The organism is Paenarthrobacter sp. NPDC089988 (genome assembly GCF_044748465.1).
Taxonomy (GTDB): domain Bacteria; phylum Actinomycetota; class Actinomycetes; order Actinomycetales; family Micrococcaceae; genus Arthrobacter.
In genome coordinates this window covers 25,293-48,373 of sequence record NZ_JBIVGD010000026.1, presented here as the reverse complement: position 1 = coordinate 48,373, position 23,081 = coordinate 25,293, and the positions used below count along the sequence as shown (strand labels likewise).

At 64.1% G+C, this 23,081-nt stretch carries 19 protein-coding genes; 11 read left to right on the top strand and 8 right to left on the bottom strand.

Annotated elements, in window-relative coordinates; translation table 11 throughout:
- The first annotated feature begins 168 nt into the window (after positions 1–168).
- On the top strand, positions 169–483 hold the full coding sequence (locus ACIPV6_RS21635) for a hypothetical protein (RefSeq protein WP_400272870.1): 315 nt from the start codon (positions 169–171) through the stop codon (positions 481–483).
- Positions 484–569: 86 nt separating this feature from the next.
- Here the strand turns inward: ACIPV6_RS21635 and ACIPV6_RS21630 are convergent, their stop codons facing one another.
- From ACIPV6_RS21630 to ACIPV6_RS21615, 4 genes are read right to left on the bottom strand one after another with little or no spacing between them, the layout of a single operon-like run.
- Positions 570–1,382: a bifunctional allantoicase/(S)-ureidoglycine aminohydrolase gene (locus ACIPV6_RS21630; protein ID WP_400272869.1), complete on the bottom strand. Its 813-nt coding sequence runs from the start codon at positions 1,380–1,382 to the stop codon at positions 570–572.
- Between the two features lie 13 nt (positions 1,383–1,395).
- Positions 1,396–2,658: a DUF6986 family protein gene (locus tag ACIPV6_RS21625; protein WP_400272868.1), complete on the bottom strand. Its 1,263-nt coding sequence runs from the start codon at positions 2,656–2,658 to the stop codon at positions 1,396–1,398.
- A 1-nt stretch (position 2,659) separates the two neighbouring features.
- A complete protein-coding gene (aceB, locus tag ACIPV6_RS21620; protein WP_400272867.1) occupies positions 2,660–4,258 on the bottom strand; it encodes a malate synthase A in 1,599 nt (532 codons plus the stop codon).
- Between the two features lie 34 nt (positions 4,259–4,292).
- Positions 4,293–5,687, bottom strand: coding sequence for an NAD-dependent malic enzyme (locus ACIPV6_RS21615; RefSeq protein WP_400272866.1), 1,395 nt, complete (start codon positions 5,685–5,687; stop codon positions 4,293–4,295).
- A 221-nt stretch (positions 5,688–5,908) separates the two neighbouring features.
- On the opposite strand from ACIPV6_RS21615, the gene ACIPV6_RS21610 reads away from it, so the two are divergent.
- Positions 5,909–6,664, top strand: a complete 756-nt coding sequence (locus ACIPV6_RS21610; RefSeq protein ID WP_387439358.1) for an IclR family transcriptional regulator — start codon at positions 5,909–5,911, stop codon at positions 6,662–6,664.
- Positions 6,665–6,735: 71 nt separating this feature from the next.
- Here the strand turns inward: ACIPV6_RS21610 and ACIPV6_RS21605 are convergent, their stop codons facing one another.
- The 3 genes from ACIPV6_RS21605 to pucL all read right to left on the bottom strand — a co-directional run bounded on the left by ACIPV6_RS21605 (position 6,736) and on the right by pucL (position 9,838).
- Positions 6,736–7,107, bottom strand: a complete 372-nt coding sequence (locus ACIPV6_RS21605) for a DUF2867 domain-containing protein (RefSeq protein WP_400272865.1) — start codon at positions 7,105–7,107, stop codon at positions 6,736–6,738.
- 131 nt (positions 7,108–7,238) lie between these two features.
- Positions 7,239–8,729: a nucleobase:cation symporter-2 family protein gene (locus ACIPV6_RS21600; RefSeq protein ID WP_400272864.1), complete on the bottom strand. Its 1,491-nt coding sequence runs from the start codon at positions 8,727–8,729 to the stop codon at positions 7,239–7,241.
- 194 nt (positions 8,730–8,923) lie between these two features.
- Positions 8,924–9,838 (bottom strand): factor-independent urate hydroxylase, encoded by a 915-nt coding sequence (gene pucL, locus ACIPV6_RS21595; RefSeq protein WP_397323343.1) that lies wholly within the window; start codon positions 9,836–9,838, stop codon positions 8,924–8,926.
- Between the two features lie 381 nt (positions 9,839–10,219).
- Between pucL and ACIPV6_RS21590 the strand changes: the two genes are divergently transcribed.
- The 4 genes from ACIPV6_RS21590 (at position 10,220) to ACIPV6_RS21575 (ending at position 13,805) form a co-directional block, all read left to right on the top strand.
- Complete coding sequence (locus tag ACIPV6_RS21590) at positions 10,220–10,396, top strand: hypothetical protein (protein ID WP_397323341.1); 177 nt, start codon at positions 10,220–10,222, stop codon at positions 10,394–10,396.
- A 385-nt stretch (positions 10,397–10,781) separates the two neighbouring features.
- Complete coding sequence (locus ACIPV6_RS21585; protein WP_400272863.1) at positions 10,782–11,717, top strand: hypothetical protein; 936 nt, start codon at positions 10,782–10,784, stop codon at positions 11,715–11,717.
- A 458-nt stretch (positions 11,718–12,175) separates the two neighbouring features.
- A complete protein-coding gene (locus ACIPV6_RS21580; RefSeq protein WP_400272862.1) occupies positions 12,176–12,709 on the top strand; it encodes a hypothetical protein in 534 nt (177 codons plus the stop codon).
- Positions 12,710–12,806: 97 nt separating this feature from the next.
- Positions 12,807–13,805, top strand: a complete 999-nt coding sequence (locus ACIPV6_RS21575) for a hypothetical protein (RefSeq protein ID WP_400272861.1) — start codon at positions 12,807–12,809, stop codon at positions 13,803–13,805.
- Positions 13,806–13,944: 139 nt separating this feature from the next.
- On the opposite strand, the gene ACIPV6_RS21570 is transcribed toward ACIPV6_RS21575, so the two are convergent.
- Entirely contained in the window at positions 13,945–15,285 is a 1,341-nt protein-coding gene (locus tag ACIPV6_RS21570; protein ID WP_400272860.1) for an 8-oxoguanine deaminase, read from the bottom strand.
- A gap of 423 nt (positions 15,286–15,708) precedes the next feature.
- Between ACIPV6_RS21570 and ACIPV6_RS21565 the strand changes: the two genes are divergently transcribed.
- The 5 genes from ACIPV6_RS21565 to ACIPV6_RS21545 all read left to right on the top strand — a co-directional run bounded on the left by ACIPV6_RS21565 (position 15,709) and on the right by ACIPV6_RS21545 (position 23,076).
- Positions 15,709–16,203 (top strand): nucleoside deaminase, encoded by a 495-nt coding sequence (locus ACIPV6_RS21565; protein ID WP_400272859.1) that lies wholly within the window; start codon positions 15,709–15,711, stop codon positions 16,201–16,203.
- Between the two features lie 6 nt (positions 16,204–16,209).
- Entirely contained in the window at positions 16,210–17,787 is a 1,578-nt protein-coding gene (locus ACIPV6_RS21560) for an NCS2 family permease (protein WP_400272858.1), read from the top strand.
- A gap of 315 nt (positions 17,788–18,102) precedes the next feature.
- The gene (locus ACIPV6_RS21555; protein WP_400272857.1) at positions 18,103–19,350 is read left to right on the top strand and encodes an XdhC family protein; all 1,248 of its coding nucleotides are present in this window, start codon (positions 18,103–18,105) and stop codon (positions 19,348–19,350) included.
- Complete coding sequence (locus ACIPV6_RS21550; RefSeq protein ID WP_400272856.1) at positions 19,341–20,276, top strand: FAD binding domain-containing protein; 936 nt, start codon at positions 19,341–19,343, stop codon at positions 20,274–20,276. The genes ACIPV6_RS21555 and ACIPV6_RS21550 overlap by 10 nt, the downstream gene beginning before the upstream one ends.
- A complete protein-coding gene (locus tag ACIPV6_RS21545) occupies positions 20,266–23,076 on the top strand; it encodes a molybdopterin-dependent oxidoreductase (protein ID WP_400272855.1) in 2,811 nt (936 codons plus the stop codon). Before ACIPV6_RS21550 ends, ACIPV6_RS21545 begins: the two co-directional genes overlap by 11 nt.
- Positions 23,077–23,081: the final 5 nt, after the last annotated feature.

The window sequence follows — 23,081 nt, the reverse complement described above, 5'->3', positions numbered from 1 at the left end:
GCAGGGATAACAAAATCCATGACGGACCTTTCCCCGCCGATGCATCAAACTGATGCGACAGCAACCTGTCACACAACAGCCTGACACACACGGAGGTTCCCTGCGAAAGGGCGGTGTTCCGGCGAATTCAGCGCTCCAAGCGGAACGGGGCGGGCTAGGCTTGCACGCATGGGGGATAACAACACACTTGGGGAACACAACTCACCGCAGCCTGCACGCAAAGCCCGTGCCGCCGTCGTGCCTTTGTTGGCGCTGATCGCCGTGATTGTGGGGCTGATCGTGGCGTGGAACGGGAAGGACGAGCCGATTGGTTGGTTCGCCTACGCTCCACTCAGCGACACGGTCTTTCAACCAACCGGCGGGGCATTCGTCAGCCAAGGAACGCAGATCGGCCTCCTCATCGCTGTGCTGGGCCTGCTTTCCCTGACGTTCTGGTCCGGCTTCACCCTCGGACGCCGACGCCGCTCAGCAGCGGGCAGCTAAGCCCTGCGCCGAAACCGCCCGAAAACGACGAAATCGCCGGAACGTTCCCTGCGAACGGGTAGCGTTCCGGCGATCTCGGCGGCAGACTAGGTGAGCTTCACCTGGCGGTTCATGTCCTTGTACAGCAGGTACCGGAACTCGCCCGGCCCACCCGCGTAGCAGGCCTGCGGGCAGAACGCGCGCAGCCACATGAAGTCGCCGGCCTCCACCTCAACCCAATCGTTGTTGAGCAGGTACATGGCCTTGCCTTCAAGGACGTACAGGCCGTGCTCCATGACGTGGGTCTCCGGGAAGGGGATCACGCCGCCGGGCTGGAAGGTGACGATGTTGACCTGCATGTCGTGGGCGAGGTCGCTGGAGTCCGTGAACCGCGTGGTCTTCCAGACGTCGTCCGTGTCCGGCATGGAGGTGGGCTCCACGTCCTTCTCGTTGGTCACGAAGGACTTGGCCTCGTAGCCCTCGAGCCGCTCGTAGGCCTTGCGGATCCAGTGGTAGGAAACGATGTCGTCGGAGACGTTTTCCACGCCCCACTCGGCACCGGCCGCGAGGTAGGCGTAGCCGCCCTCTTCGAGGTGGTGCAGTTCGCCGTCGAGGGTCAGGTTCAGCTTGCCTTTGGTCACGAAGACCACGCCTTCGACGCCGGACTCGAACTCGGCCTTCGGAGCACCGCCGCCCGGAGCGATCTCCACGATCAGCTGCGAGAACGTGGTGGCGAAGCCGGAGATCGGACGGGCGATGATCCAGGAACGCGTGTTGGTGAAGCCCGGCAGGTTGCTGGTCACGATGTCCGTCAGGACGCCCTTGGGGATCACGGTGTAGGCCTCGGTGACGATGGCCCGTTCGGTGGTCAGGTGGGTCTGCGGCGGCAGCCCGCCCTGCGGGTAGTAATAGTTGCCCATACGGTGCTCCTAATCAGTGCGAAGTTGGTTGTGCGAGCCGCGGGTGCGCCAGCGCGGTCAGCTGGGAAAGTTCGACGCCGGCCAGCGCCTTGACCTCGTCGGTCCCCACCGCGCCGCACTGGACGCCGCGCAGGACGAATCCGGCCAGGGCACGCGCCGTGGCGGGCTCGTCCATGACGCCGCCTTCGGTGCGTTCGACGTAGTTGCGGAGGCGCAGCGCCGCGGCCGGCAGGCCTTCGCGGTAGAAAGCGTACGACGCCGAGAAGCGGCTGGGGAGCTGGGCGGCGTGGAGATCCCAGCCCTGGTAGTAGCCGTTCTCCAGGGAGCGGCGGACCAATCGACCGTGCAGCTTCCAGGCGTCTTCCACGGCGTCACCCACAGGGATGATGTTGGTGGAACCGTCGGAGAGACGGATGCCCGTGCCGGCAACGGCGAGCTGCATGACTTCCTTGGCGAAGTCAGCCACGGGGTGTTCCATGGACTGGTATTCCGCGGAAATTCCCAGCGAAGCGCTGTAATCGTACGTGCCGTAGTGCAGGGCGCTGATCCGGCCGGGAACAACGTGCGGGAGCTGGGCCACCGGCGAGGTACCGTCGGCGCCGAGGATGAGCTGCGGGGTTTCCACCTGCACTTCAAAGCGGAGCCGGCCAGCGGGGAGCCCGTGGACTTCCTCGAGCCGTGAGACCGCGTAATCCATGGCCTGCACCTGCGCCACCGTGGTGACCTTCGGCAGGGTGAGGATCAGCCCGGCCGGGAGTTCACCGGAAGCAGCGAGCGTAGACACAAACAAATCCAGGGTGCGGAGACCGCGTGCCCGGGTGGGAGCTTCGAAGCACTTGAAGCGGATGCCGATGAAGGGCGGAGCCGTTCCGGCAGCCACGGCGGCAGAAACCGCCTTGGCGGCAGCAACGACGTCGGCATCTTCCGCCTCATCGCCGCGGTCGCCGTAGCCGTCCTCGAAGTCCAGGCGGAGATCCTCGATGGGCTCTGACTGCAATTTGGCAGCAACCCGGGCCGCGACAGCGGCAGCGAGGTCGGGCTCCTGGCCCAAAAGCTGACCGAGCTTTTCGAGGCCGCCGTGGGTTTCCGCCGTCGCGAGTGCCTGGGCGCCCCAGTCCGCCACGAACGTGGGCGTGAAGCGGTCGGCCGGGACGTAGACGGTGTGGATGGGCTGGCGGGAGCCGTCGTCGCCGGGGTAGTTGCGGTCAAGCAACTGGTCAGTGGCGGCGAGCTGTGACTCGATGTGGGCCAGATCGGAAGACGAAAGTGAACCCATCTCAGCCCACCAGCTCATACGCGGGCGTGGTGAGGAAGTCCGTGTAGTCGTCGGAGAGACAAATGTCCTCGATGAGCTTGGAAGCCGGCTCGTAGTACTTGGTGAAGTTCTCGTCGCCGAATTCGATGCGCAGGCGTTCGGTTTCTTCGCCGAGGATGCGGGTCACGAGTTCGCGGGTGACTGTGTTGCCGGTGTCCGCGAGGATGGACTTGTTGCGCAGCTGCTGCCACACCTGGGAGCGGGAGATTTCCGCCGTCGCGGCGTCCTCCATGAGGTTGTGGATGGCTACTGCACCGCTGCCGGAGATCCAGACGCCCGTGTAGGCGACGGCGACGTAGAGGTTCAGGCGCAGGCCGGCTTCGGTGACGGTTCCGCCAGCGGAGGCGACGTCGATCAGTTGCTCAGCGGTGACGTTCACCTCGGGGCGCTGTTTGTCGGTCTGGTTCGGGCGGTCGCCCAGCACGGAATCGAACACTTCGCGGCAGGTGGAGACCAGGTCCGGGTGGGCAACCCAGGAGCCGTCGAAGCCGTCGTTCGCTTCGCGGGTCTTGTCGGCGCGGACCTTGTCGAACGCTGCGGCCGTGACATCGGGCTGCTTGCGGTTGGGGATCACTGCGGCCATGCCACCCATGGCGAAGGCACCGCGCTTGTGGCAGGTCTTGACCAGGAGTTCGGTGTAGGCGCGCATGAACGGAGCGGTCATGGCAACGGTGGCGCGGTCCGGGAGGACGAACTCTTCGCCGGCATCGCGGAAGTACTTGATGATGCTGAAGAGGTAGTCCCAACGTCCGGCGTTCAATCCGGAGGCGTGGTCGCGGAGTTCGTAGAGGATCTCGTCCATCTCGAAAGCGGCGGGGATGGTCTCGATCAGGACCGTGGCGCGGATGCTGCCCTGCGGGATGCCGAGGTAGTCCTGGGCGAAGACGAACACGTCGTTCCACAGGCGGGCCTCGAGGTGGCTCTCCATCTTGGGCAGGTAGTAGTACGGGCCATGGCCGTTGAGCAGGAGCTGCTTGGCGATGTGGAAGAAGTGCAGGCCGAAGTCGACGAGGCCGCCCACGGTGGGTTCGCCGTCGATCAGGAGGTGGCTTTCCTCCATATGCCAGCCGCGGGGGCGGGCCACCACGACGGCGAGGGGAGCGTCCGTGCGGAGCCGGTACTCCTTACCCTCGGGGGAGGTGTAGGCAAGGGTGCCCTGTGCCGCGTCGCGGAGATTGAGGATCGCGTCGATGACGTTGGGCCACGTGGGCGTGCTGGCGTCTTCGAGGTCGGCAAGCCACACCTTGGCGCCGGAGTTCAAGGCGTTGATGGCCATCTTGGCGGGGGTGGCCGGGCCGGTCATTTCAACGCGGCGGTCCTGCAGGGCGGTCGGTGCTTCGGCAACCTTCCAGTCGCCGTCGCGGATTTCCCGGGTTTCCGGAAGGAAGTCCAGGTGGCTGGTCTCGGCGACCTTCTGCCGCTTGGCCTTGCGGGCCTGGAGCAGTTCGTTGCGGGTGCCGGCGAAGCGCTTGTGCAGTTCCTCGATAAAGGCCAGGGCTTTGGGGGTGAGGATTTCCTCGGCGCGTTCGATCGGCCGGGGATCAGTGACTGTAATAGCCATGGGAGCGGATTCCTTTGTCTATAGTGCGCTGGTGCTAGCTGGCTGCGTTTGCGAGGGCTGCGGCTGCAACAGCGGCGGCCACATCTCCGGCAACGTGGGGATCGAAGACGCTGGGGATAATGTAGCTCGCGTTGAGCTCGTCGTCAGCCACCCGGTTGGCAATAGCCTCGGCTGCGGCCACCAGCATGTTCGGCGTGATGTCCGAGGCTCCGGCGTCCAGCAGGCCCCGGAAGAAGCCCGGGAAGGCCAACACGTTGTTGATCTGGTTCGGGAAGTCGCTGCGACCGGTAGCCACAACCGCTGCGTGCTTGGAGGCGATGGCGGGGTCGATTTCCGGAGTCGGGTTGGCCATGGCGAACACAATCGCGTTCTCGGCCATGGAAGCAACCTGTTCTTCGCCGATCACGTGCGGGGCGCTGACGCCGATGAACACGTCGGCTCCCTTGAGGGCGTCGTGGAGGCTGCCGGAGAAGCCTTCCTGGTTGGTGTTCGCGGCAATCCAGCTACGGTGCTCGTCGTCGTACTTTTCACCCGAGTGGATGGCGCCGGAACGTCCCGCGGCGACGATGTGCTGCGCGCCCTGCGCCTTGAGGAGCTGAATGATGGCGGAGCCGGCAGCGCCGACGCCGGAGACCACGATCTTGACCTCGGACAGCTTCTTGTCCACTACGCGGAGTGCGTTGACCAGGGCCGCGAGCGTGACGATCGCGGTGCCGTGCTGGTCGTCGTGGAACACCGGGATGTCCAGTTCTTCGCGGAGGCGGTTCTCGATCTCGAAGCAGCGCGGGGCTGCGATGTCTTCGAGGTTGATGCCGCCGTACACGGGGGCCATGGCCTTGGCGATCTTGATGATCTCTTCGGTGTCCTGGGTGTCCAGGCAGACGGGCCAGGCGTCGACGTTGGCGAACTGCTTGAACAGTGCGGCCTTGCCTTCCATGACGGGAAGCGCTGCGGCGGGACCGATGTTGCCGAGGCCCAGGACAGCGGAACCGTCGGTGAGGACGGCGATGGTGTTGCGCTTGACCGTCAGGTTGCGGGCAGCGGCCGGGTCTTCTGCGATGGCAAGGCAAACACGCGCGACGCCGGGAGTGTAGGCGCGGGACAGATCGTCGCGGTTGCGCAGGGCTACTTTCGGGACGACCTCGAGCTTGCCGCCCAGGTGCATCAGGAACGTGCGGTCGGAGACGTGCTGGACCTTGACGCCTTCGAGGGCGTTCAGGGCGTCCTTCACGCGTGCAGCGTGGTCATCGTCGGTGGTGTTGCAGGTGACGTCCACGACGATGGTCTCGTGGTGGGATTCCGTGACGTCCAGTGCGGTGATCGCGGCACCGGCTGCGCCTACCGCTGCTGCCAGTTCACTGGTCGCGGTGAAGCTCGACGGCGCGGAGACGCGCAGGGTGATCGAGTTACCGGGGCTCGGATTCGCCATTGAAATTCCTCCTGTTAGGCCCGTTCCCGGGCCGCCGTTCCAAACTGAATGTTTTCGTATTATGGATATTATTATCTACAAAGTGGAAACACAACCCCTTGCCGGGTCATGTTCGGTGTCGTCGCGCACCGCTGCCACGTGCTGTATCTTGGGTGTTCAAAGCAATTCTTTTCACGATGCGGATAAGAGTTGTCGGAATCTGAGTCATTGGAGACAAGGGAATGGCTGAAAAAGCCTCCGGAGGCGTGCAGTCCGTTGAGCGCGTCTTTGAACTGCTGGAACTGATCACGGATGCAGGCGGAGATGTCACGCTCAGTGAGCTGTCGTCGTCCACCGACTTGCCCCTGCCCACAATCCACCGCCTCCTGCGTACCCTTGTTGCGCTCGGCTACATCCGCCAGCTGCCCAACCGCCGCTACGCGCTGGGCCCCCGGCTCATCCGCCTCGGCGAGGCCGCCAGCAAGCAACTCGGTGCCGTGGCCCGCCCGCAGCTGAAGACCTTGGTTGAACGCCTGGGAGAGACGTCCAACATGGCCGTTCTCGATTCCGACATGGTGATCTACGTAGCCCAGGTCCCGTCCATGCACTCCATGCGCATGTTCACCGAAGTAGGCCGCCGCGCGCACACCCATGACACGGGCGTGGGCAAGGCCATCCTGGCGCAGCTCGACGACGAGGTGGTCCGCGGCATCGTGGCCCGCACCGGCATGCCCACGCCCACGGCCAAGAGTATCGGGGACATCGACTCGCTCCTGGCCGACCTGAAGCTCATCCGTGAACGCGGCTACTCCATCGACGAGGAAGAGCAGGAGCTCGGCGTACGCTGCTTCGCCATGGCCGTGCCGAACGCACCCACCCCCACGGCGATCTCCGTTTCCGGCCCGATCACGCGTGTGGACCAGACCTTCGCCGACCGCGCAGTTCCCATGCTGCGGGAGGCGGCTCTCGCGATCTCCGCGGAGCTCAACCAGAACTAGCGTTCCCCTCCCGGCCCTGCGCCGAGTTGGCATTTGATGGCAATGTTCCCCGCGAACATTGCCATCTTTTGTCATCTCGGCGTTGGGAGTTCGACGGCGGTAGTCACCCTGATGATCCGGCTCGCCGCATCCACGCCCACACCTACGGCGAAGTCCAAGTGCTTGTCCGGAAAATAGATCAGGGCCTCGTCGCCTTGCCGGTCCGACACTGCGAAGGTGTTCCTTGGTGCTTTGGGAACGCCGATCAGGGGGACCAGCGCCTGTCGAAGCATCAGCGCTCCGGCAACCCACTTGGGCATGGATTCCAGAGCGAACAGCCGGTTCGCCCATAAGGTGGGATCCGTGTCCGAACCCTCGGGAAGGGTGGCCAGGCAAACGTCCGCGTAATCCGGTTTCGGGATCTCTCGGAGGGCAAGTGAGCGGAAGCAGGGTAGCTCGGTCATGAGCCGAGCCTAGCGGCAGCGGATCCCGGTGGCGTGCGCCGCCGTCGTATGTTCTGCCCAAAGCGCTTTAACCCGGCGAAAGACGGCAGTGCCCCCAAGGAAACACTGCCGTCTTGCCGATCGGTCGTGAGCTAGTGCTCGGAAGCCGTGGTGTTCTTGAGCGGGACCTCGTTGCCTTCGGCATCGATCAGCTTGCCGTTCTCGAAGCGGTCGCCATGTTCCAGGCACTTGATGTCTTCGGGAGTGACCACGCGCTCCGTGCCTGCCACGAACACCGATTGGTTGTCCGAGTTGCCGGCCTTGAAGTGGTTGAACAGGATGTTCAGGATGATCGCCATGACGGCGGCCGAGCTGATGCCGGAGTGGAAGATCGTGGAGAACCAGGACGGGAACTGGTCGTAGAACTTCGGGGCGGCGATCGGGATCATGCCGAATCCGATCGAGGCAGCCACGATGATCAGGTTCATGTTGTTCTTGTATTCGACCTTCGCGAGGGTGCGGATACCGCTGGCGGCAACCGTACCGAAGAGCACGACGCCGGCACCGCCCAGGACTGGCGTCGGAACCGCTGCGACCACTCGGCCGAGGATCGGCAGGAGGCCCAGGACCACCAGGATGAGGCCGCCGGCGCTGACCACGAAGCGGCTCTTGATGCCCGTGATGGCCACAAGGCCCACGTTCTGGGCGAAGGCGCTCTGGGTGAAGGAGTTGAACAAGGGGGAGATTGCGCTGGAGAGCATGTCGGCACGGAGGCCGTTGCCGATCCGTCGGGAGTCAACCTTGGTGTCCACGATCTCGCCCACGGCGATGATGTCCGCGGAGGTCTCCGTCAGCGTTACCAGGATGACGATCAGCATGGAGATGATCGCGGCGACCTCGAACGTGGGAGCACCGAAAGCGAACGGCGTGGGGAAGGCCACGATGTCGCCCTGGCCAACCTTCGAGAAGTCGGCCATGCCGGTGACGGTTGCGATGACGGTGCCAATGACCATGGCCAGCAGGATCGAAAGGCGCGAGATGGCGGCGTTGCCGATCTTGCTCAGCAGCAGGACGACGCCCATGGTCAGTGCTGCGAGGCCGATGTTGGCCATGCTGCCGTAGTTGTCAGCCTTGGCGTTGCCACCCATGGCCCAGTTGGCGGCGACCGGCATGAGGGTCAGGCCAATGGTGGTGATCACTGTGCCTGTGACAACCGGTGGGAAGAACTTGATGATCTTCGAGAACAGGGGAGTGATGGCCAGTCCGATCAGCGAGGCCACGATCACCGAGCCGAAGACCGCCTGGATACCACCGCCGCCCTGCACGATCGCCACCATGGTGGAAACGCCGGCGAAGGAGACGCCCTGGACCAGCGGCAACTGCGAGCCGAACCACGGAATGCCAACCGTCTGGAGAATGGTGGCCAGGCCGCCGACGAAGAGGCAGGCGGCGATCAGGAGGCCGATGTCCTGCGAGGACATGCCCGCGGCCGCGCCGATGATCAGTGGCGGAGCGATGATGCCGCCGTACATGGTGAGAACGTGCTGGAAGCCGTAAGCGAAGGTGCTTCCGATCGAGAGCCGCTGGTCCTCGGGACGCGCGGCGGTGGTATTGGCGGGGCGGGACTTCTTCTTGGTGTTCATGGCAGACTTTCTGGGTTCATGGCAGACGCCTTCGTCTGGCTAACTGTGTCTGGCTAACAAAAGTGTGGGTGTTTTTGGGGTCGGGTTTGGGCGCAGGTTCCGCCGTTGTGGGGGCGTCCCTCGGGCGGAACCTGCACACGAACTCCGGGTGGCCAGGCCCGCGGTTGGTTCGCGGGCCTAAAACCTTGTGGTGCTTAGCAGAAGCCGGCGATGCCGCTCCAGGCAACGGGCGCGGCCGTGGTGTTGTCGCGCTGGACGGTTGCTTCGATAAGGCCGTACGGGCGGTCCGCGGCGTAGAAGACCTCGTTGGGGTTGTCCAGGCCGAACGGGCCAAGGTCAACCAGGAAGTGGTGCTTGTTCGGCATGGAGAACTTGATCTCGGCAACTTCGCTGTGTGCCTCGAGGACCTTCTTGCCCATGTCGAACAGGGTCTGCTGCAGTGCGTGCGAGTAGTTCTCCGTGAAGCCCTCAAGGAGGAGGGCCTTGATGTCCTCGTAGCTCTTGTTGAAGTCCGTGGCCGAGGCGTCCAGGTTGGTGTTGTAGCGCCAGCGGGCGGATACGTCGGTGGCGAGGATGCGGTCCGTGGTCTCGGGGAGGGTGGTGTACTTGTCGCGCGGGTAGCCGACAAAACCGGACTGCGTGGTCTTCAGGACGGTCAGGTCCTTGAGGCCGGAAACAATGTGGGTGGTTGCGCCATCGCGAACGACGACGGCGGTACGCACCTCTTGTCCGTTGCGGACGAAGCTGTGGTCGTGGCTTTCGCCGTGGGCCTGGATGCGGTCCCAGCTGTAGGACTCGGCTTCCCAGCGTCCACCGGTGACCCAGGAGAACTCGCCGGTGAAGTGGTTGGCGAGGCGCAGCAGGAAAGCCTCAGGGGAGCCCACGCCTTCACGTGCGAAGGCGTAAACGGTGTTCTTCTGGGTGTCGGTGGCAACGACGTGGCCGTTGTCGCCCTCGAGGTGGGCTGCCTCGAAGTCACCACGGAGCTGCGAGGTGACGTTCAGGTCTTCGATCTGGTGGCGGTCCGTATCCCGGGTGACCTTGACGACGCGGACTTCTGCTTTGCCGTACTGGTTTTCGCCGAGGACGATGTTGTTGCTCATGGTCATATCCCAACTTCTGTGCGGTGGAAACTACGTTCCATCAATGAAATTAAGCGCGTGTTTCCACTGCGTTTCTGGTGGAGCCGACCCCAACAAAAAAGAGCCGGCATCCATGGATGCCAGCTCATTACGACCCTGCCTGCTGCTCTCAGGTTACGTGACCTACGCCACGAACTCATTCGAGAGTAGCTTACGAAATCGGCTTGTGTATACGGGTTCCGGAAGATCGTTATGAAGCAGCCAAATGTGACCGGGGCAACTTCTTCAGGGCGAAAGTGGGTCTTGACGCTTGCTTCGCCTCTCTCCTAGACTTTCCATATAGCAATAAGAAGTTTCCGAAATGTGGAATCTTTTGAACCGATCGATCACTGGAAAGAGGAGGAACAGATGGACTCGAAGGATACGAACAACGTCGTGGAATTCCCGGCGCCGGGCCAGGAACTGTACCTGCCCTTCGGTGCGACGGATCCGGACTTTTACATTCCGGCCGACTGCGACCGCAAAGCGAGCGGATTCTCCCGCTGGCTGCGCGCCCTCCCAGTCTTCGGCCGGCAGCGCCCCTGACCTGCAACGGGGGCGCGGACTCTGCGCAACAGAGCCAACGAGGCGGGCGGCACCTGGGGAGGTGCCGCCCGCTTTGCTGTGCCCCCGCCCTCCCGCGCCGCGGGCACCCACGCCACGCCCGCCCACCGTCGGCCGTTTCGATGCCTGGCTGCCCATTAGACGGCAGGAATCGTCTACCGCGCAGGGAAGCCATCGAAGTGGTGTTGCCTGGGCGGCGTGATCCGCCAATGGGCCTTTCCCTTACCAGTCATCTGCAAGGTCTCGAGGAGCGCCGTCCAATCTTCCGCCGTGAGTTTTCGTGGCAGGTCGTGCCGTGCGGCCGCCTTTCTCCACATAGCGAGAGTCGAGTCTTTGCGCGCCCAGGACGGTCGAAGAGGCTTGTTGCATGGCTAGCAAGGCGCTTCGCGAACTCCCGGTCGGCATGAACCTTTGGCGTACGGCTGAACTGGAAGACTCCGGGTTCAATTCCAGAAAGATCGCGGCACTGGTTCGGGGCGGTGAGCTCGTAGGACTGAGGCGAGGCTGCTACATCAGGGGGACGGTGTGGTCGGCGCAAAAACCCTGGGTTCAGAGCCGCCAACTCATTGCTGCACATGCCCATGGGACGCTATCGACGTCGGGAGGTGGCCTGGTCTACAGCCACACCTCAGCTGCCCGACTCCATCGCTTGTTCCTTTGGAACGTCGACGATCGGATCCATATCACCCAAAAGACGCCGCCATCTCCCGTATCGCATGGCAAGGATGTGGTCCCGCATACGCGGGCTCTGAAGCAGGGAGAGATCGGGCTGGTCGATGGACTTCCATGTACATCCCTGGTCCGCACGCTAGTGGACTGTTGCCGCATGTTGGACTATCGGCAGGCGTTGATCCTGATGGACCATGCGCTGCGCAAGGGTGTCGATCGCAACGAGCTGTGGGATATGTGCCATGCGCTCGCTGGGCAGAACGGAGTACATACCTTGCGGCGCGCACTCAAGTATGCGGATCCTCGTTCGGAGTCTCCCGGCGAGACCCTCACCAGGGAGCTGATCGTCAGGCTTCGCATTGAGCTGCCCGATTTGCAGGTGAAGGTCCGGACGAATGAAGGAAACCATCGGATCGATCTGGCCTGGCCGGAAAAGCTGGTGGCGGTGGAGTTTGACGGGAAGATCAAGTATTTCGACTTTGCGCCCACTGACGAGGTCATATTCCGGGAGAGGCAGCGGGAGAAAGCCCTGATTGAACAGGGCTGGACGTTCATCCGGCTCACATGGCGGGATCTGTTCCGGGAACAGGAGTTGAAGGCGCGGATTGTGACGGCTCTTCGGAAGTCCGCTTAGACGACCCGCTGCGCATTAGGCGCCTCCTCCCGTCTAGCACGCAGGAAGCCGTCTAAGCGGGACGCGCCCTATCGCAATGGGGCGAATGTGATCCACGTAACAATCGGCAGGTTGCTGAGGGCTTCGCGTAAGCTGGGCAAACGGCCACCCTTCGGGTCTTAAAGGTCGCCGTGGCCCCTTTGTTTGGGCCGCACTTGCTGGCTCGATGGCGCCGGACAGCCGTTCGCACGTGTCGTACTGCAGCAGGTCGAGCAATGGCTGACGCTCGTCATCGGGCTGTGCCGGAACCTGGGATTTCCGGCTGACAACCCCTGCCCTGGCAGGTGGAAACAAAGAGCCGGACTGGGGGTCTGGCGCCGCCCAGCAGCAGCATGAAGGCTGCTTCCCCAAAGGAAAACAATGTCATTGAAACCCACCCTCGTTACGCTGGGGGCGGTGATTGCGTTGGCGCTTGCAGGATGCACGGACCCCGGCACGCCACCGCCCACCGAAAGCCCGACTGCAACATCGACGGCGGAACCGACGTCACAGCCGACATCGAGTCCCACAGACCCTACGACGGAACCGACGGCCAGCCCTACTACGACGGCGAGCCCGAGCCCGACGTCGACAGCGTCGCCGACTGGGGAGCCGACGTCGACCGCGAGCCCGAGCCCGACATCGACAGGGTCACCAACGGCAACGCCTACACCTACGGTCACCCCGACGGCAACGCCGACCCCGACAGCGACGCCCACCACAACTGCCTCACCGACTGCCACCCCGACGGCGACGCCGACCCCGACAGCCACACCGACAGCGACGCCCACCCCCACAACAACACCAACCGCCACACCTACCCCGACGGCAACGCCTACACCTACGGTCACCCCAACGGCAACGCCGACTCCGACGGCCACGCCAACCCCAACCCCCACCACGCCCCCATCGGGCGGCAGCCTGGCCAACCTGGCCCGCATTCCGTGGGACGGCGGACCTGCGTACTGGGCTAAGTTCCCGGGTGCAGCGAAGCTTAACAATCCGAATCTGTTCCCGATTGGTGTGTGGTACGGCAAGCCCGGCCATGCGGCGCAGCTCAAGGACATCGGCGTGAACGTCTATCACAACGCCGAACACGATGGATCAACCATGAAGTCCATCACTGACACCGGCATGTTGGTCATTCCCGGCGGGGAGTGGAAGCAGTCCGAGGTTGGTACGGACCCCGGAGTGGTCGGCTGGGATACGGATGACGAATGCGAGATGGTGGGCCTGGGCTGCGGCAGTGTGTCGGCCGAGCAGAACCTGCAAATCATGAAGCAGTTGGTCGCCAACATCCGGGCCAAGAACGATGGCCGTCCGGCCTTCGCAAACTACAGCAAGGGCATCTTTGGAACGTTCTGGGCGCCGGGCCTCATGGATGACTTCATGGCCGCTGTGGATGCGAGCAGCAACGACCAGTACTTCTATACCCGGGCCGACCTGCAGTTCGAGGCGGATCGGACGCCGTCGTGGCCTGATGGGGCGAAGGCTGCGAGCAGCGCTGCGTATGGCTGGGTCGCGGACCGTATGAGGGTCTACCAGTCAAGCCCGGGAATCCAGCCGAACTGGGTGTTCGTGGAATCGGCCCGACCGTTCCTTGAGAGCAACAATGACCGGACCATCACGCCTGAGCAGATGGAAGGTGCCATGTGGTCGGCCATCATCCATGAGGCACGCGGCATCAACATCTTCCAGCACAACAACGATCCCCAGTTCGGGACGTACAGCTTGGTGGATATCCCTGCGGATCGCAAGGCAAAGATCAAGGCGGCGCTGGCCGATATCCAGTCTCTTGCTCCAGTGCTCAACACACAGAGCTATGCCTGGAACGCGGGCGCTGCGGGCGCGGACACCATGCTGAAGGCCAAGGACGGCAGTGCCTACCTGTTCGCCGGCATCGGCCTGAACGGCAGCACGGGTTCCAAGACCTTCACCCTCCCGTCAGGTATCACGGGCACGCAGGTTGAGGTTGTTGGGGAAAACCGCACCATCACCGTGCAAAACGGCAAGTTCACGGATTCCTTCGCGAACGAGTACACCCACCACATCTATAAGATCGCGATCTAGCGAAGCCGCGCCGACGCTGGAGATCGACGCGACCTAACCAAACCCGCGAAAGCGGTGGAAAGGTGCCAGAACGCCGGAACGTTCCCCGCGAAAGGGCAGCGTTCCGGCGTTCTCGCGCCACAGGGTCGAACGGCGAAACCTACCCCGCAACCAACTTCCGGGCCGCGGCCGAGTGCTCCGCGATAAGCCCGGCCACATCAAGATCGGGAATCGCCCCATCAACCACGCGCCACGTTCCGCCAACCATCACCCGGTCGGCACGGTCGGCCCCGCACAGCAAAAGTGCAGCTACGGGATCGTGGCTGCCGGAGAAGCGCAAAGAATTCAGCTTGAACAGGGCAAGGTCAGCCTGCATACCCGGAGCCAGCTGCCCGATGTCCGAACGTCCAAGAACGGCGGCGGACCCACGGGTAGCCCATCCCAACGCCCGGGAGACGGGAACCGAGGCGCCGTAACGGAGTCGCTGAAGGTACAGGGCTTGCCGTGCTTCGAGGATCATGTTGGACGCATCGTTGGAGGCGGATCCATCCACGCCCAGCCCCACGGGAACGCCCGCGTCTTCAAGTTCCAGGACCCGCGCGGTACCGGAGGCCAACCTCATGTTGGAAGTGGGGCAATGTGCGACGGCGGTGCCCGCGGCTCCCAGCCTGGCGATCTCCTCGTCGTTGAAGTGGATGCCGTGTCCCAGCCAGGTACGGGATCCGAGCCAGCCAACGGATTCCAGATAATCGACGGTCCGGAGGCCGAACATGGACCGGCAGAAGTCTTCCTCGTCGATGGTTTCCGCGAGGTGCGTGTGCAGCCGGACGTCGTAGCGCTCGGCCATGGCGGCGGATTCGGCCATGATTTCCTTCGTCACCGAGAAGGGCGAGCAAGGTGCCAGCGCGATCTGCACAGACGCCCCGGGACCGGCTTCGTGATATGTGCGGATGAGTCGTTCGCTGTCCTCAAGGATCGCCTCAGGTGACTGGACCGTGGTCCTGGGCGGCAGCCCGCCGTCGTCCTCTCCCAACGTCATGGAGCCGCGCGTCAAGGTGGCCCGCATGCCCATTGAACGCACAGCGGCCACCTCAATGTCGATGGCGTCGTCCATGCCTTCGGGGAAGAGATAGTGGTGATCCGCGGCCGTGGTGCAGCCGGACAACAAGAGTTCGGCCAGGGCAACCTGCACCGCGAGCTCCAGGCTCCGCGGAGTGAGCCGCGCCCAGACGGGGTAGAGGTTCTGTAGCCATGGGAACAGGGGTGCGTTGGCCACGGGTCCCCAGGCGCGGGTGAGGGTTTGGTAGAAGTGGTGGTGCGTGTTGATCAGGCCCGGCAGCACCACGTGGCCTGATGCATCGAATTCGGTGCAAGGCATGGACGGGCGGGCGCCGGACGGCACCAGTTCAACGATCGTTCCGGAGTCGGAAACCACCAGGCCGTTGCCGGCGTCGAGGTTGTTTGCGGTGAAGATACCCAGGGGGTTTTTGATCCAAAGCATGAAGGGCTCCTTGTCTGGTCGGCATGAATGCGTTCCAGCTCAGTTCGGCCCTGTCTGCTGATCCAGGAACCGGCCACCCAGAAAGGCGCCGGTCCACCAAGCGTAAAAGCGCCCGACGGCGGCCGTCAACGCCCGCGGGAAAGGTTGCCGGTCACATTGGCGCGCCAGCGACGAGTCAGGCACGCTGGATTCGTAATTTCGCATGACGAAATAAAGTTTTCAAAAAACTATGGCGCGGCTCACAAATCTGGTGCTACGCTCTTACTGCCAAAGGCGGGCACCCGGACCTCGGGAAGCTATCTACCAGGCGCAACTTAACCTTCATCGCACATGCTGAAGCCTGGTAACCAAGCTGACTGGAGCTCTTTTTGCAGCGCCCCCAAACAGGTCACCCGGCTTCCACAGCACTAAGGAAGTCGCAACATGAGTACAACCGTCACGGCCGAGCAATTCCTGGCCACATCCATTGAGCTGGCAACGGCCAATGTCCTGAACAGTGGAGGCCCCTTCGGTGCCGTCATTGTTACCGCGGATGGACGAGCCTTCGAAGGCGTCAACCGCGTAACCGCCACGAACGATCCCACCGCCCACGCAGAAGTCACGGCCATCCGCAACGCCTGCCGCGAACTGGGAACCTTCGACCTGAGCGGTGCAACCCTCTACACCAGCTGCGAGCCGTGCCCCATGTGCCTGGCCTCCGCACTGTGGGCACGCGTTGAGCGCGTGTTCTTTGCCGCAGACCGTCATGACGCCGCATCCGTGGGCTTCGATGACGCAGTCTTCTACGAGTACTTCGAGAACGACAACCGGGACGCGCTGATGCCGGTAGCCAAGCTGGAACTGGGCGACCCCCAGGCTCCCGCGGCCCTCCAGCCGTTCAACACCTGGAACACGCTTGATTCCAGGATTGATTACTAGGGCCCGGTGGCTGACATGGAAATCCTGGAAAACGCAGAAATGCAGACAGCAGCTGAGAAGCAGGCTGCGCTCTTCCCCAACGGGGACAAGAACGCAGAGCCCACAGCGGCAAAGCACACGGCTACGGCCCTCGCCAACGGAGGCGGCAAGAAGCCGCCGAACTTCCTGGATAAGTTCTTCCAGATCACCAAGCGCGGCTCCACGCTGGCCCGCGAATTCCGCGGCGGCTTGGTCACGTTCTTCACCATGGCGTACATCGTCATCCTCAACCCGCTCATCCTGGGAGGCTTCTCTGCCGATAATGCCCCTACGGATGTTGCCGGGGGCTGGCTCTCCGCAGCACAGGTGGGTGCAGTTACCGGCCTGACCGCGGGCGTCATGACGATTGTCTTCGGCCTCGTGGCCAACCTTCCCTTCGGACTCGCAGCGGGCTTGGGCATCAACTCGTTCCTTGCCGTCGCAGTGATCCAGGAGGTCACGTGGCCCGAAGCCATGGGCCTGGTGGTCATCAACGGCGTCCTGATTGTCCTCTTCGGCGCCACGGGTGCCCGGACGGCGATCTTCAAGGCAGTACCCAAGGAACTCAAGGCCGCCATCACTGTGGGCATCGGCCTGTTCATCGCCTTCATTGGCTTCGTCGATTCCGGCTTTGTCCGTCCCACGGCAGGCGGCCCACCAGTCCAGCTCGGCAATGACGGATCCATCACTTCCATCCCCACCCTCGTCTTCATCGTGGGACTGCTGACCATGGGTATCCTCGTGGCCCGCAAGATCCAGGGCGGACTGCTCATCGGCATCGTCGCCACCACTGTCCTCGCCGCTGTTGCCGAGGCTGTGTTCCACATCGGTCCAGGCACCGCCGACAACCCCGGCGGCTGGCACCTCAACGTCCCCATCCTGTCCAGCCAGCTGGTCTCCGTTCCGGACCTGAGCCTGGTAGGCCAGTTCGATCTCTTCGGTTCGTTCGCCCGCATCGGCGGCCTGGCCGCCACCATGCTGGTCTTCACCTTGGTGTTCACCAACTTCTTCGACGCCATGGGCACCATGACCGGCCTGGCCAAGAGCGCAGGAGTGGCCCACAAGGACGGTACGTTCCCCAAGCTGAAGTCCGCCTTCATTGTCGAAGGCATGGGCGCGGTGGTGGGGGGCGCAACCTCCGGTTCGTCCAACACCGTCTACATCGACTCCGCAGCGGGCATCGGCGAAGGCGCCCGTACCGGCTTGGCCTCTGTGGTCACCGGCTTGCTCTTCCTGGGCTCGATGTTCTTCACCCCGCTCACCTCGGTGGTCCCGCTGGAAGTTGCAGCTGCGGCCCTGGTGGTGGTTGGCGCGATGATGATGGCACAGATCCGCGAGATCAAGTTCACCAAGTTCGCCATCGCGCTGCCGGCCTTCCTGACCATCGTGACCATGCCGCTGACGTACTCCATCGCCAACGGCATCGGCGTCGGATTCATCTCCTTCGCCATCGTCAACGCGGCGTCGGGCAAGGCCAAGAAGGTCCATCCGCTCATGTGGGTGGTCACGGCAGGCTTCGTGATCTACTTCGCCCGCGGTCCGATCAACGCCCTGATGGGCATTTAGCGGCCGCGCGAAACCCCGGGCCGGCGGGCAAACCGGCACCAAGATCGGCGGTCCGTTGGATCCCACCGCACGAATAGGCGCCCGCCGTCGTCGTCCCGCTCCATACGGGAACGACGGCGGGCGGCGGCTGGGTTCCGATGCTCCGCTATGGAGCGGGGGCAGGGAGATGAAGCCCTTGCCCCCGCACCTATGACTTCTTACCGATTAATCGCGACTACCCCTCAACAACCTTCGGGAATGAGAACATGGGGCAAGATCGCGCACTGCTCCGGCCGGACCACATGGCCGGGACACCTGGAAAAAGGACGTGTAGCCATGCTGGATCTGATGCCTTCACTGGGCAGCTGGCGGCCTGCGGTCTCCGGCCAGCTCTGCGCTGTGGCCACGATCGTCGGGACAGGCGGCTCCGTGCCGCGGCCCATGGGGACCTCCATGATGGTCTCCGAAAACGGCGAAATCCTGGGCAGCCTGTCCGGCGGTTGCGTGGAAGGCGCCGTGGTTGAAGCGGCCCTGGAAGCAATGCGCGACGGAGGCCCCCGCCTTGAGTCGTTCGGCTACAGTTCCGAGGACGCGTTCGCCGTCGGACTCACCTGTGGAGGGGAACTGGAAGTCCATATCCAGCCACTCAAGGCCGGAATGCCGGAGCTCTCCGCGTTCACAGGCCCCGCGGCCAACGATGACCAAACCCCTCCTCCCTTGGCACTGATCCGCAGGCTCGACGCCCACGGAGGTGCCGTCGTCGTGCATGATCCGGTCCGGTTCCGGGCCATGGAGTCCGAGGACCTCGCCAGGCTGCTGGGGGACCATCCGGCCACGCTCTTCGCTGCCGCTGCCCAGATTGAGCCGCTGCTCCAGGGCGGCCGCGCCGGCTTGGTCCGGCTCGCTCCACCCGAAGGCTGCATTGACGGCTGGGTCACGCTGGACCGATGGGACAACCCCCGTGAAGAACCCGAGCCGCAACCCATCACGTTGTTCGTGGAAAGCCGCCTCCCCGCTGCCCGGATGCTGGTATTCGGTGCCAACGACTTCGGTGCAGCGCTGCTCCCTGCCGGCCAACTTCTTGGCTACAACGTCACGCTCTGCGACGCCCGACCCGCGTTTGCCCAGCAAAACCGCTTCGCGGGCGCGGACCAGGTAGTGACGGACTGGCCGCACCGCTACCTCGAAGGCGAGGCCGCGGCCGGACGCATCGATGCCCGCACGGTGGTGTGCGTCCTGACCCACGACCCCAAATTCGATATCCCTTTGCTGCAAACGGCGTTGAACCTGAAGCTCGCCTACGTTGGCGCGATGGGTTCGCGGCGAAGCCACCGGCAACGCATCGATGCCTTGCTGGACAAGGGGACCCCGGCCGAGGCCCTGGAGCGTTTGCATTCACCGATCGGGCTGGAGCTCGGCGCCGTGACACCGGCGGAAGTCGCGGTTTCCATCACGGCGGAAATCGTGGCCTCCCGCGGGAGCCGGCCAAGAACAGGAGCGTTCCGCTCCCTCAAAGACAGCTCGGGGCCCATCCACTCGAGCGCTAACACAGACCCTGAAACCCAGGAGGACCCATGGACATGAACACCATCGAGGCCGTGGTGCCCACCACGGACCCTGCCGAGTGGCGTGAAGGTGACGCCTGGCTGGCTGGCGGGACCGTCCTCTTCTCCTACGGAAGCACCGTCCTGCAGCGGCTCCTTGACCTGGGGAACGCGGGCTGGCCGGCCATCACGGTGAGCGATGAGGGCATCGAACTCGCCGCGACCTGCACCGTCGCGGAGCTCTACGCGCTCCCGGAAGCCGCGGAAACCGCCCACCGCGAATGGCCCGGTCTTGCCCTGATCCGTCCCAGCTGTGACTCCTTCGTGGCGTCCTTCAAGATCTGGAACATGTCCACGGTGGGCGGCAACATCTGCACGTCCCTTCCGGCGGGCCCCATGATTTCCCTCTGCGCCGGCCTGGATGGAGTGGCTACCATCCTCAGCCCGGATGGCTCCAGCCGCTCAGTAAGCGTTGCGGACTTCGTCACGGGAGAGCTGCAGAATGTCCTGGCCCCGGGCGAACTCCTCCGGAGCATCCACCTTCCCGCTGAGGCACTCTCCGCCCGCGTGGCGTTCCGGCGTCTGTCCCTGAGCAATCTTGGACGTTCCGGCGTGCTGCTGATCGGCCGGCTTGATCCCGTCTTCGGACTGGTCATCACGGTGACCGCTTCCACCAAACGGCCGGTCCAACTCAGGTTCGCCGCGGACCGGGTTCCGGACGCCGCCACGTTGGCTGCCGCCGTCGAACATTCAATTCCCGCTGACCTGTACCACGACGACATCCACGGCCTGCCCGAGTGGCGGCATGACATGACGTTGCGGCTCGCCGAGGAAATCCGGGCGGAGCTGCTGGACGAATCCATGACCGTGTCCGGCGATTTCTGGCCGCCTCACGCCACATCGCCGCAGCCGTCCGCGCAACCCGAAACCCCAGGCACCTCGAAGGAGGCCTCCCATGGCAATTGAGATCAACGGCGCTGCCTCGCAGGCCACTCCCCGTCCCGGCCAGTGCCTGCGCACCTTCCTGCGCGAGCAAGGAAACTTCGGGGTCAAGAAGGGCTGCGACGGCGGCGACTGCGGAGCGTGCACAGTGCACGTGGACGGCACGCCCGTGCACAGCTGCATCTACCCGGCAGTCCGTGCCGAGGGCAAAGCCGTCACCACCATCGAAGGCCTTGCCACTGCTGAGGGACTCCACCCTGTGCAGGAGCAGTTCATGGAGGGCCAGGGCTTCCAATGCGGTTTCTGCACCGTCGGCATGATGATGACCGCCGCAACGTTCGACGACGAGCAGCGTGCCAACCTGCCGCGGAACCTCAAGGGAAACCTGTGCCGCTGCACCGGGTACCGCTCCATCGCTGACGCGGTGTGCGGGCATTCAAACGACGGTCATAAGCACGACGCCGGAACTGACGTTTCCGGGGCCCCGGCACCTGCCGCCGTGGAAGCCAAAGTGGGACAGCTCGGCGACAACGTCCCCGCACCCGCCAGCCAGGCCGTGGTCACCGGCACTGCCCGTTACACCCTGGATGTCCCGGCGGAGCAACTCCCGGGCCTGCTGCACCTCAAGCTCCTGCGCTCCCCGCATGCCCACGCCCGGATTGTGTCCATCAACAAGGCTCCCGCCCTGGCGGTGCCCGGCGTGGTCGCCGTCTTCACGCACGAGGACGCGCCACAACAGCTGTTCTCGACGGCACAACACGAGATCTACACCGACGATCCGGACGATACCCGGCTGCTGGACACCGTGGTCCGCTTCATTGGCCAGCGCGTTGCCGCCGTCGTTGCCGAATCAGTGGGAGCTGCCGAGGCCGGCGCCCGTGCGCTGGAAGTGGAGTATGAACTCCTGGAGCCCGTCTTCACCCCGCAGGAGGCCATCCTTCCGGGTGCTCCCGCGATCCACGGGGAGAAGGATGCCGTCCAGTCCCGGATTGCCCGGCCGCTGGACAATGTGGTGGCCGAGGTCCATGCGGAACTCGGCAGCGTGGAGGAAGGGTTCGCAGCCGCTGACTTCATCCATGAGCACACGTACCAGACCCAGCGAGTGCAGCACGTGGCGATGGAAACCCACGCGTCCATCGCCTGGGTGGATGAGGACGGTCGGCTGATGGTCCGTTCCTCCAGCCAGGTTCCGTTCCTGGTGAAACGCACCCTGGTGCGGCTCTTCAAGCTCCAGCCCGACAACGTTCGCGTGGTCGCAGGCCGCGTGGGTGGCGGTTTCGGCGGCAAACAGGAAGTGCTCACGGAAGACCTCGTGGCGTTGGCGGCCCTGGTCCTGAAGCGACCCGTGCAGGTGGAGTTCACCCGTACCGAGCAGTTCACTGCCACCACCACGCGCCACCCGTTCACCATCAAGCTCAAGGCGGGAGCCAACCGGGACGGCTACCTCACCGCGCTGCAACTCGACGTGGTCACCAACACCGGCGCTTACGGCAACCACGCGCCGGGCGTCATGTTCCACGGCTGCGGCGAATCCTTGGCTGTGTACAAGTGCGCCAACAAGAAGGTGGATGCCCAGTCCGTGTATACCAACACGGTCCCGGCGGGCGCCTTCCGTGGATATGGCTTGAGCCAGATGATTTTCGCCATCGAATCCGCCATCGACGAGCTCGCCGTGGGGATCGGCATGGACCCCCTGGAGTTCAGGCTTAAGAACATGGTCCGTTCCGGCGACCACATGCTCTCCACCACGCCCGAGCCGGAAGAAGACGTGCATTATGGAAGCTACGGGCTGGACCAGTGCGTGGACTTGGTGCGCGACGCGTTGGACCGGGGCAAGGAACGCTACCGTGCCGCGGGCCTCGACGACCTCGGTCCGGAGTGGGTCACCGGTGAAGGCGCGGCACTGTCCATGATCGATACCGTTCCGCCGCGCGGCCACTTCGCCCACACCCGCGTGAGCCTGGAAGCCGACGGAAGGTTCGCCGTCGACGTTGGAACGGCGGAATTCGGGAACGGCACCACAACGGTCCACGCGCAATTGGCGGCCACGGCGCTGGCTTCCTCGGCGTACAAGATTCAGGTGCGGCAGTCGGATACGGACCTCGTTGAGCACGACACTGGCGCGTTCGGTTCGGCCGGAACGGTGGTGGCCGGAAAGGCAACGCTTGCCGCGGCACTGGAACTCGCCACCCGGATCCAAACCGTAGCGGCGTCTTTGACCGGTGTTCCGTTGGCGGACTGCCGTTTGGTGGATGGAGCCGTGGAATGCGGCGACCGTTCGGTGCCGCTCAAGGAGATTTACGACGCCGGCACTCTCCAGGGCGTCCGGCTCGCCGCCGACGGCAACTGGGGTGGGACGCCGCGCTCGGTGGCCTTCAACGTCCATGGATTCCGGGTCGCCGTCAACACGGGAACGGGGGAGTTGCGGATCCTGCAGAGCGTCCAGGCGGCCGACGCGGGCGTGGTGGTCAACCCGCGGCAATGCCGGGGGCAGATCGAAGGCGGCATTGCACAGGCACTGGGTGCCACGTTGTACGAGGAAGTGAAGGTGGATGACCACGGCCAGGTCACCACGGACATCCTGCGCCAGTACCACATTCCGTCCTTTGCGGACGTGCCCCGGAGCGAGGTGTACTTCGCCACCACCAACGACTCCACCGGCCCGCTCGGCGCCAAGTCCATGAGCGAAAGCCCGTTCAACCCCGTGGCTCCCGCATTGGCCAACGCCATCCGGAACGCCACCGGGATCCGCTTCGGTCAACTGCCCATCGCCCGGGACAAGATCTACCTGGCCCTCCGCGACCGCACCACTGCACCCGTCTAACCCAC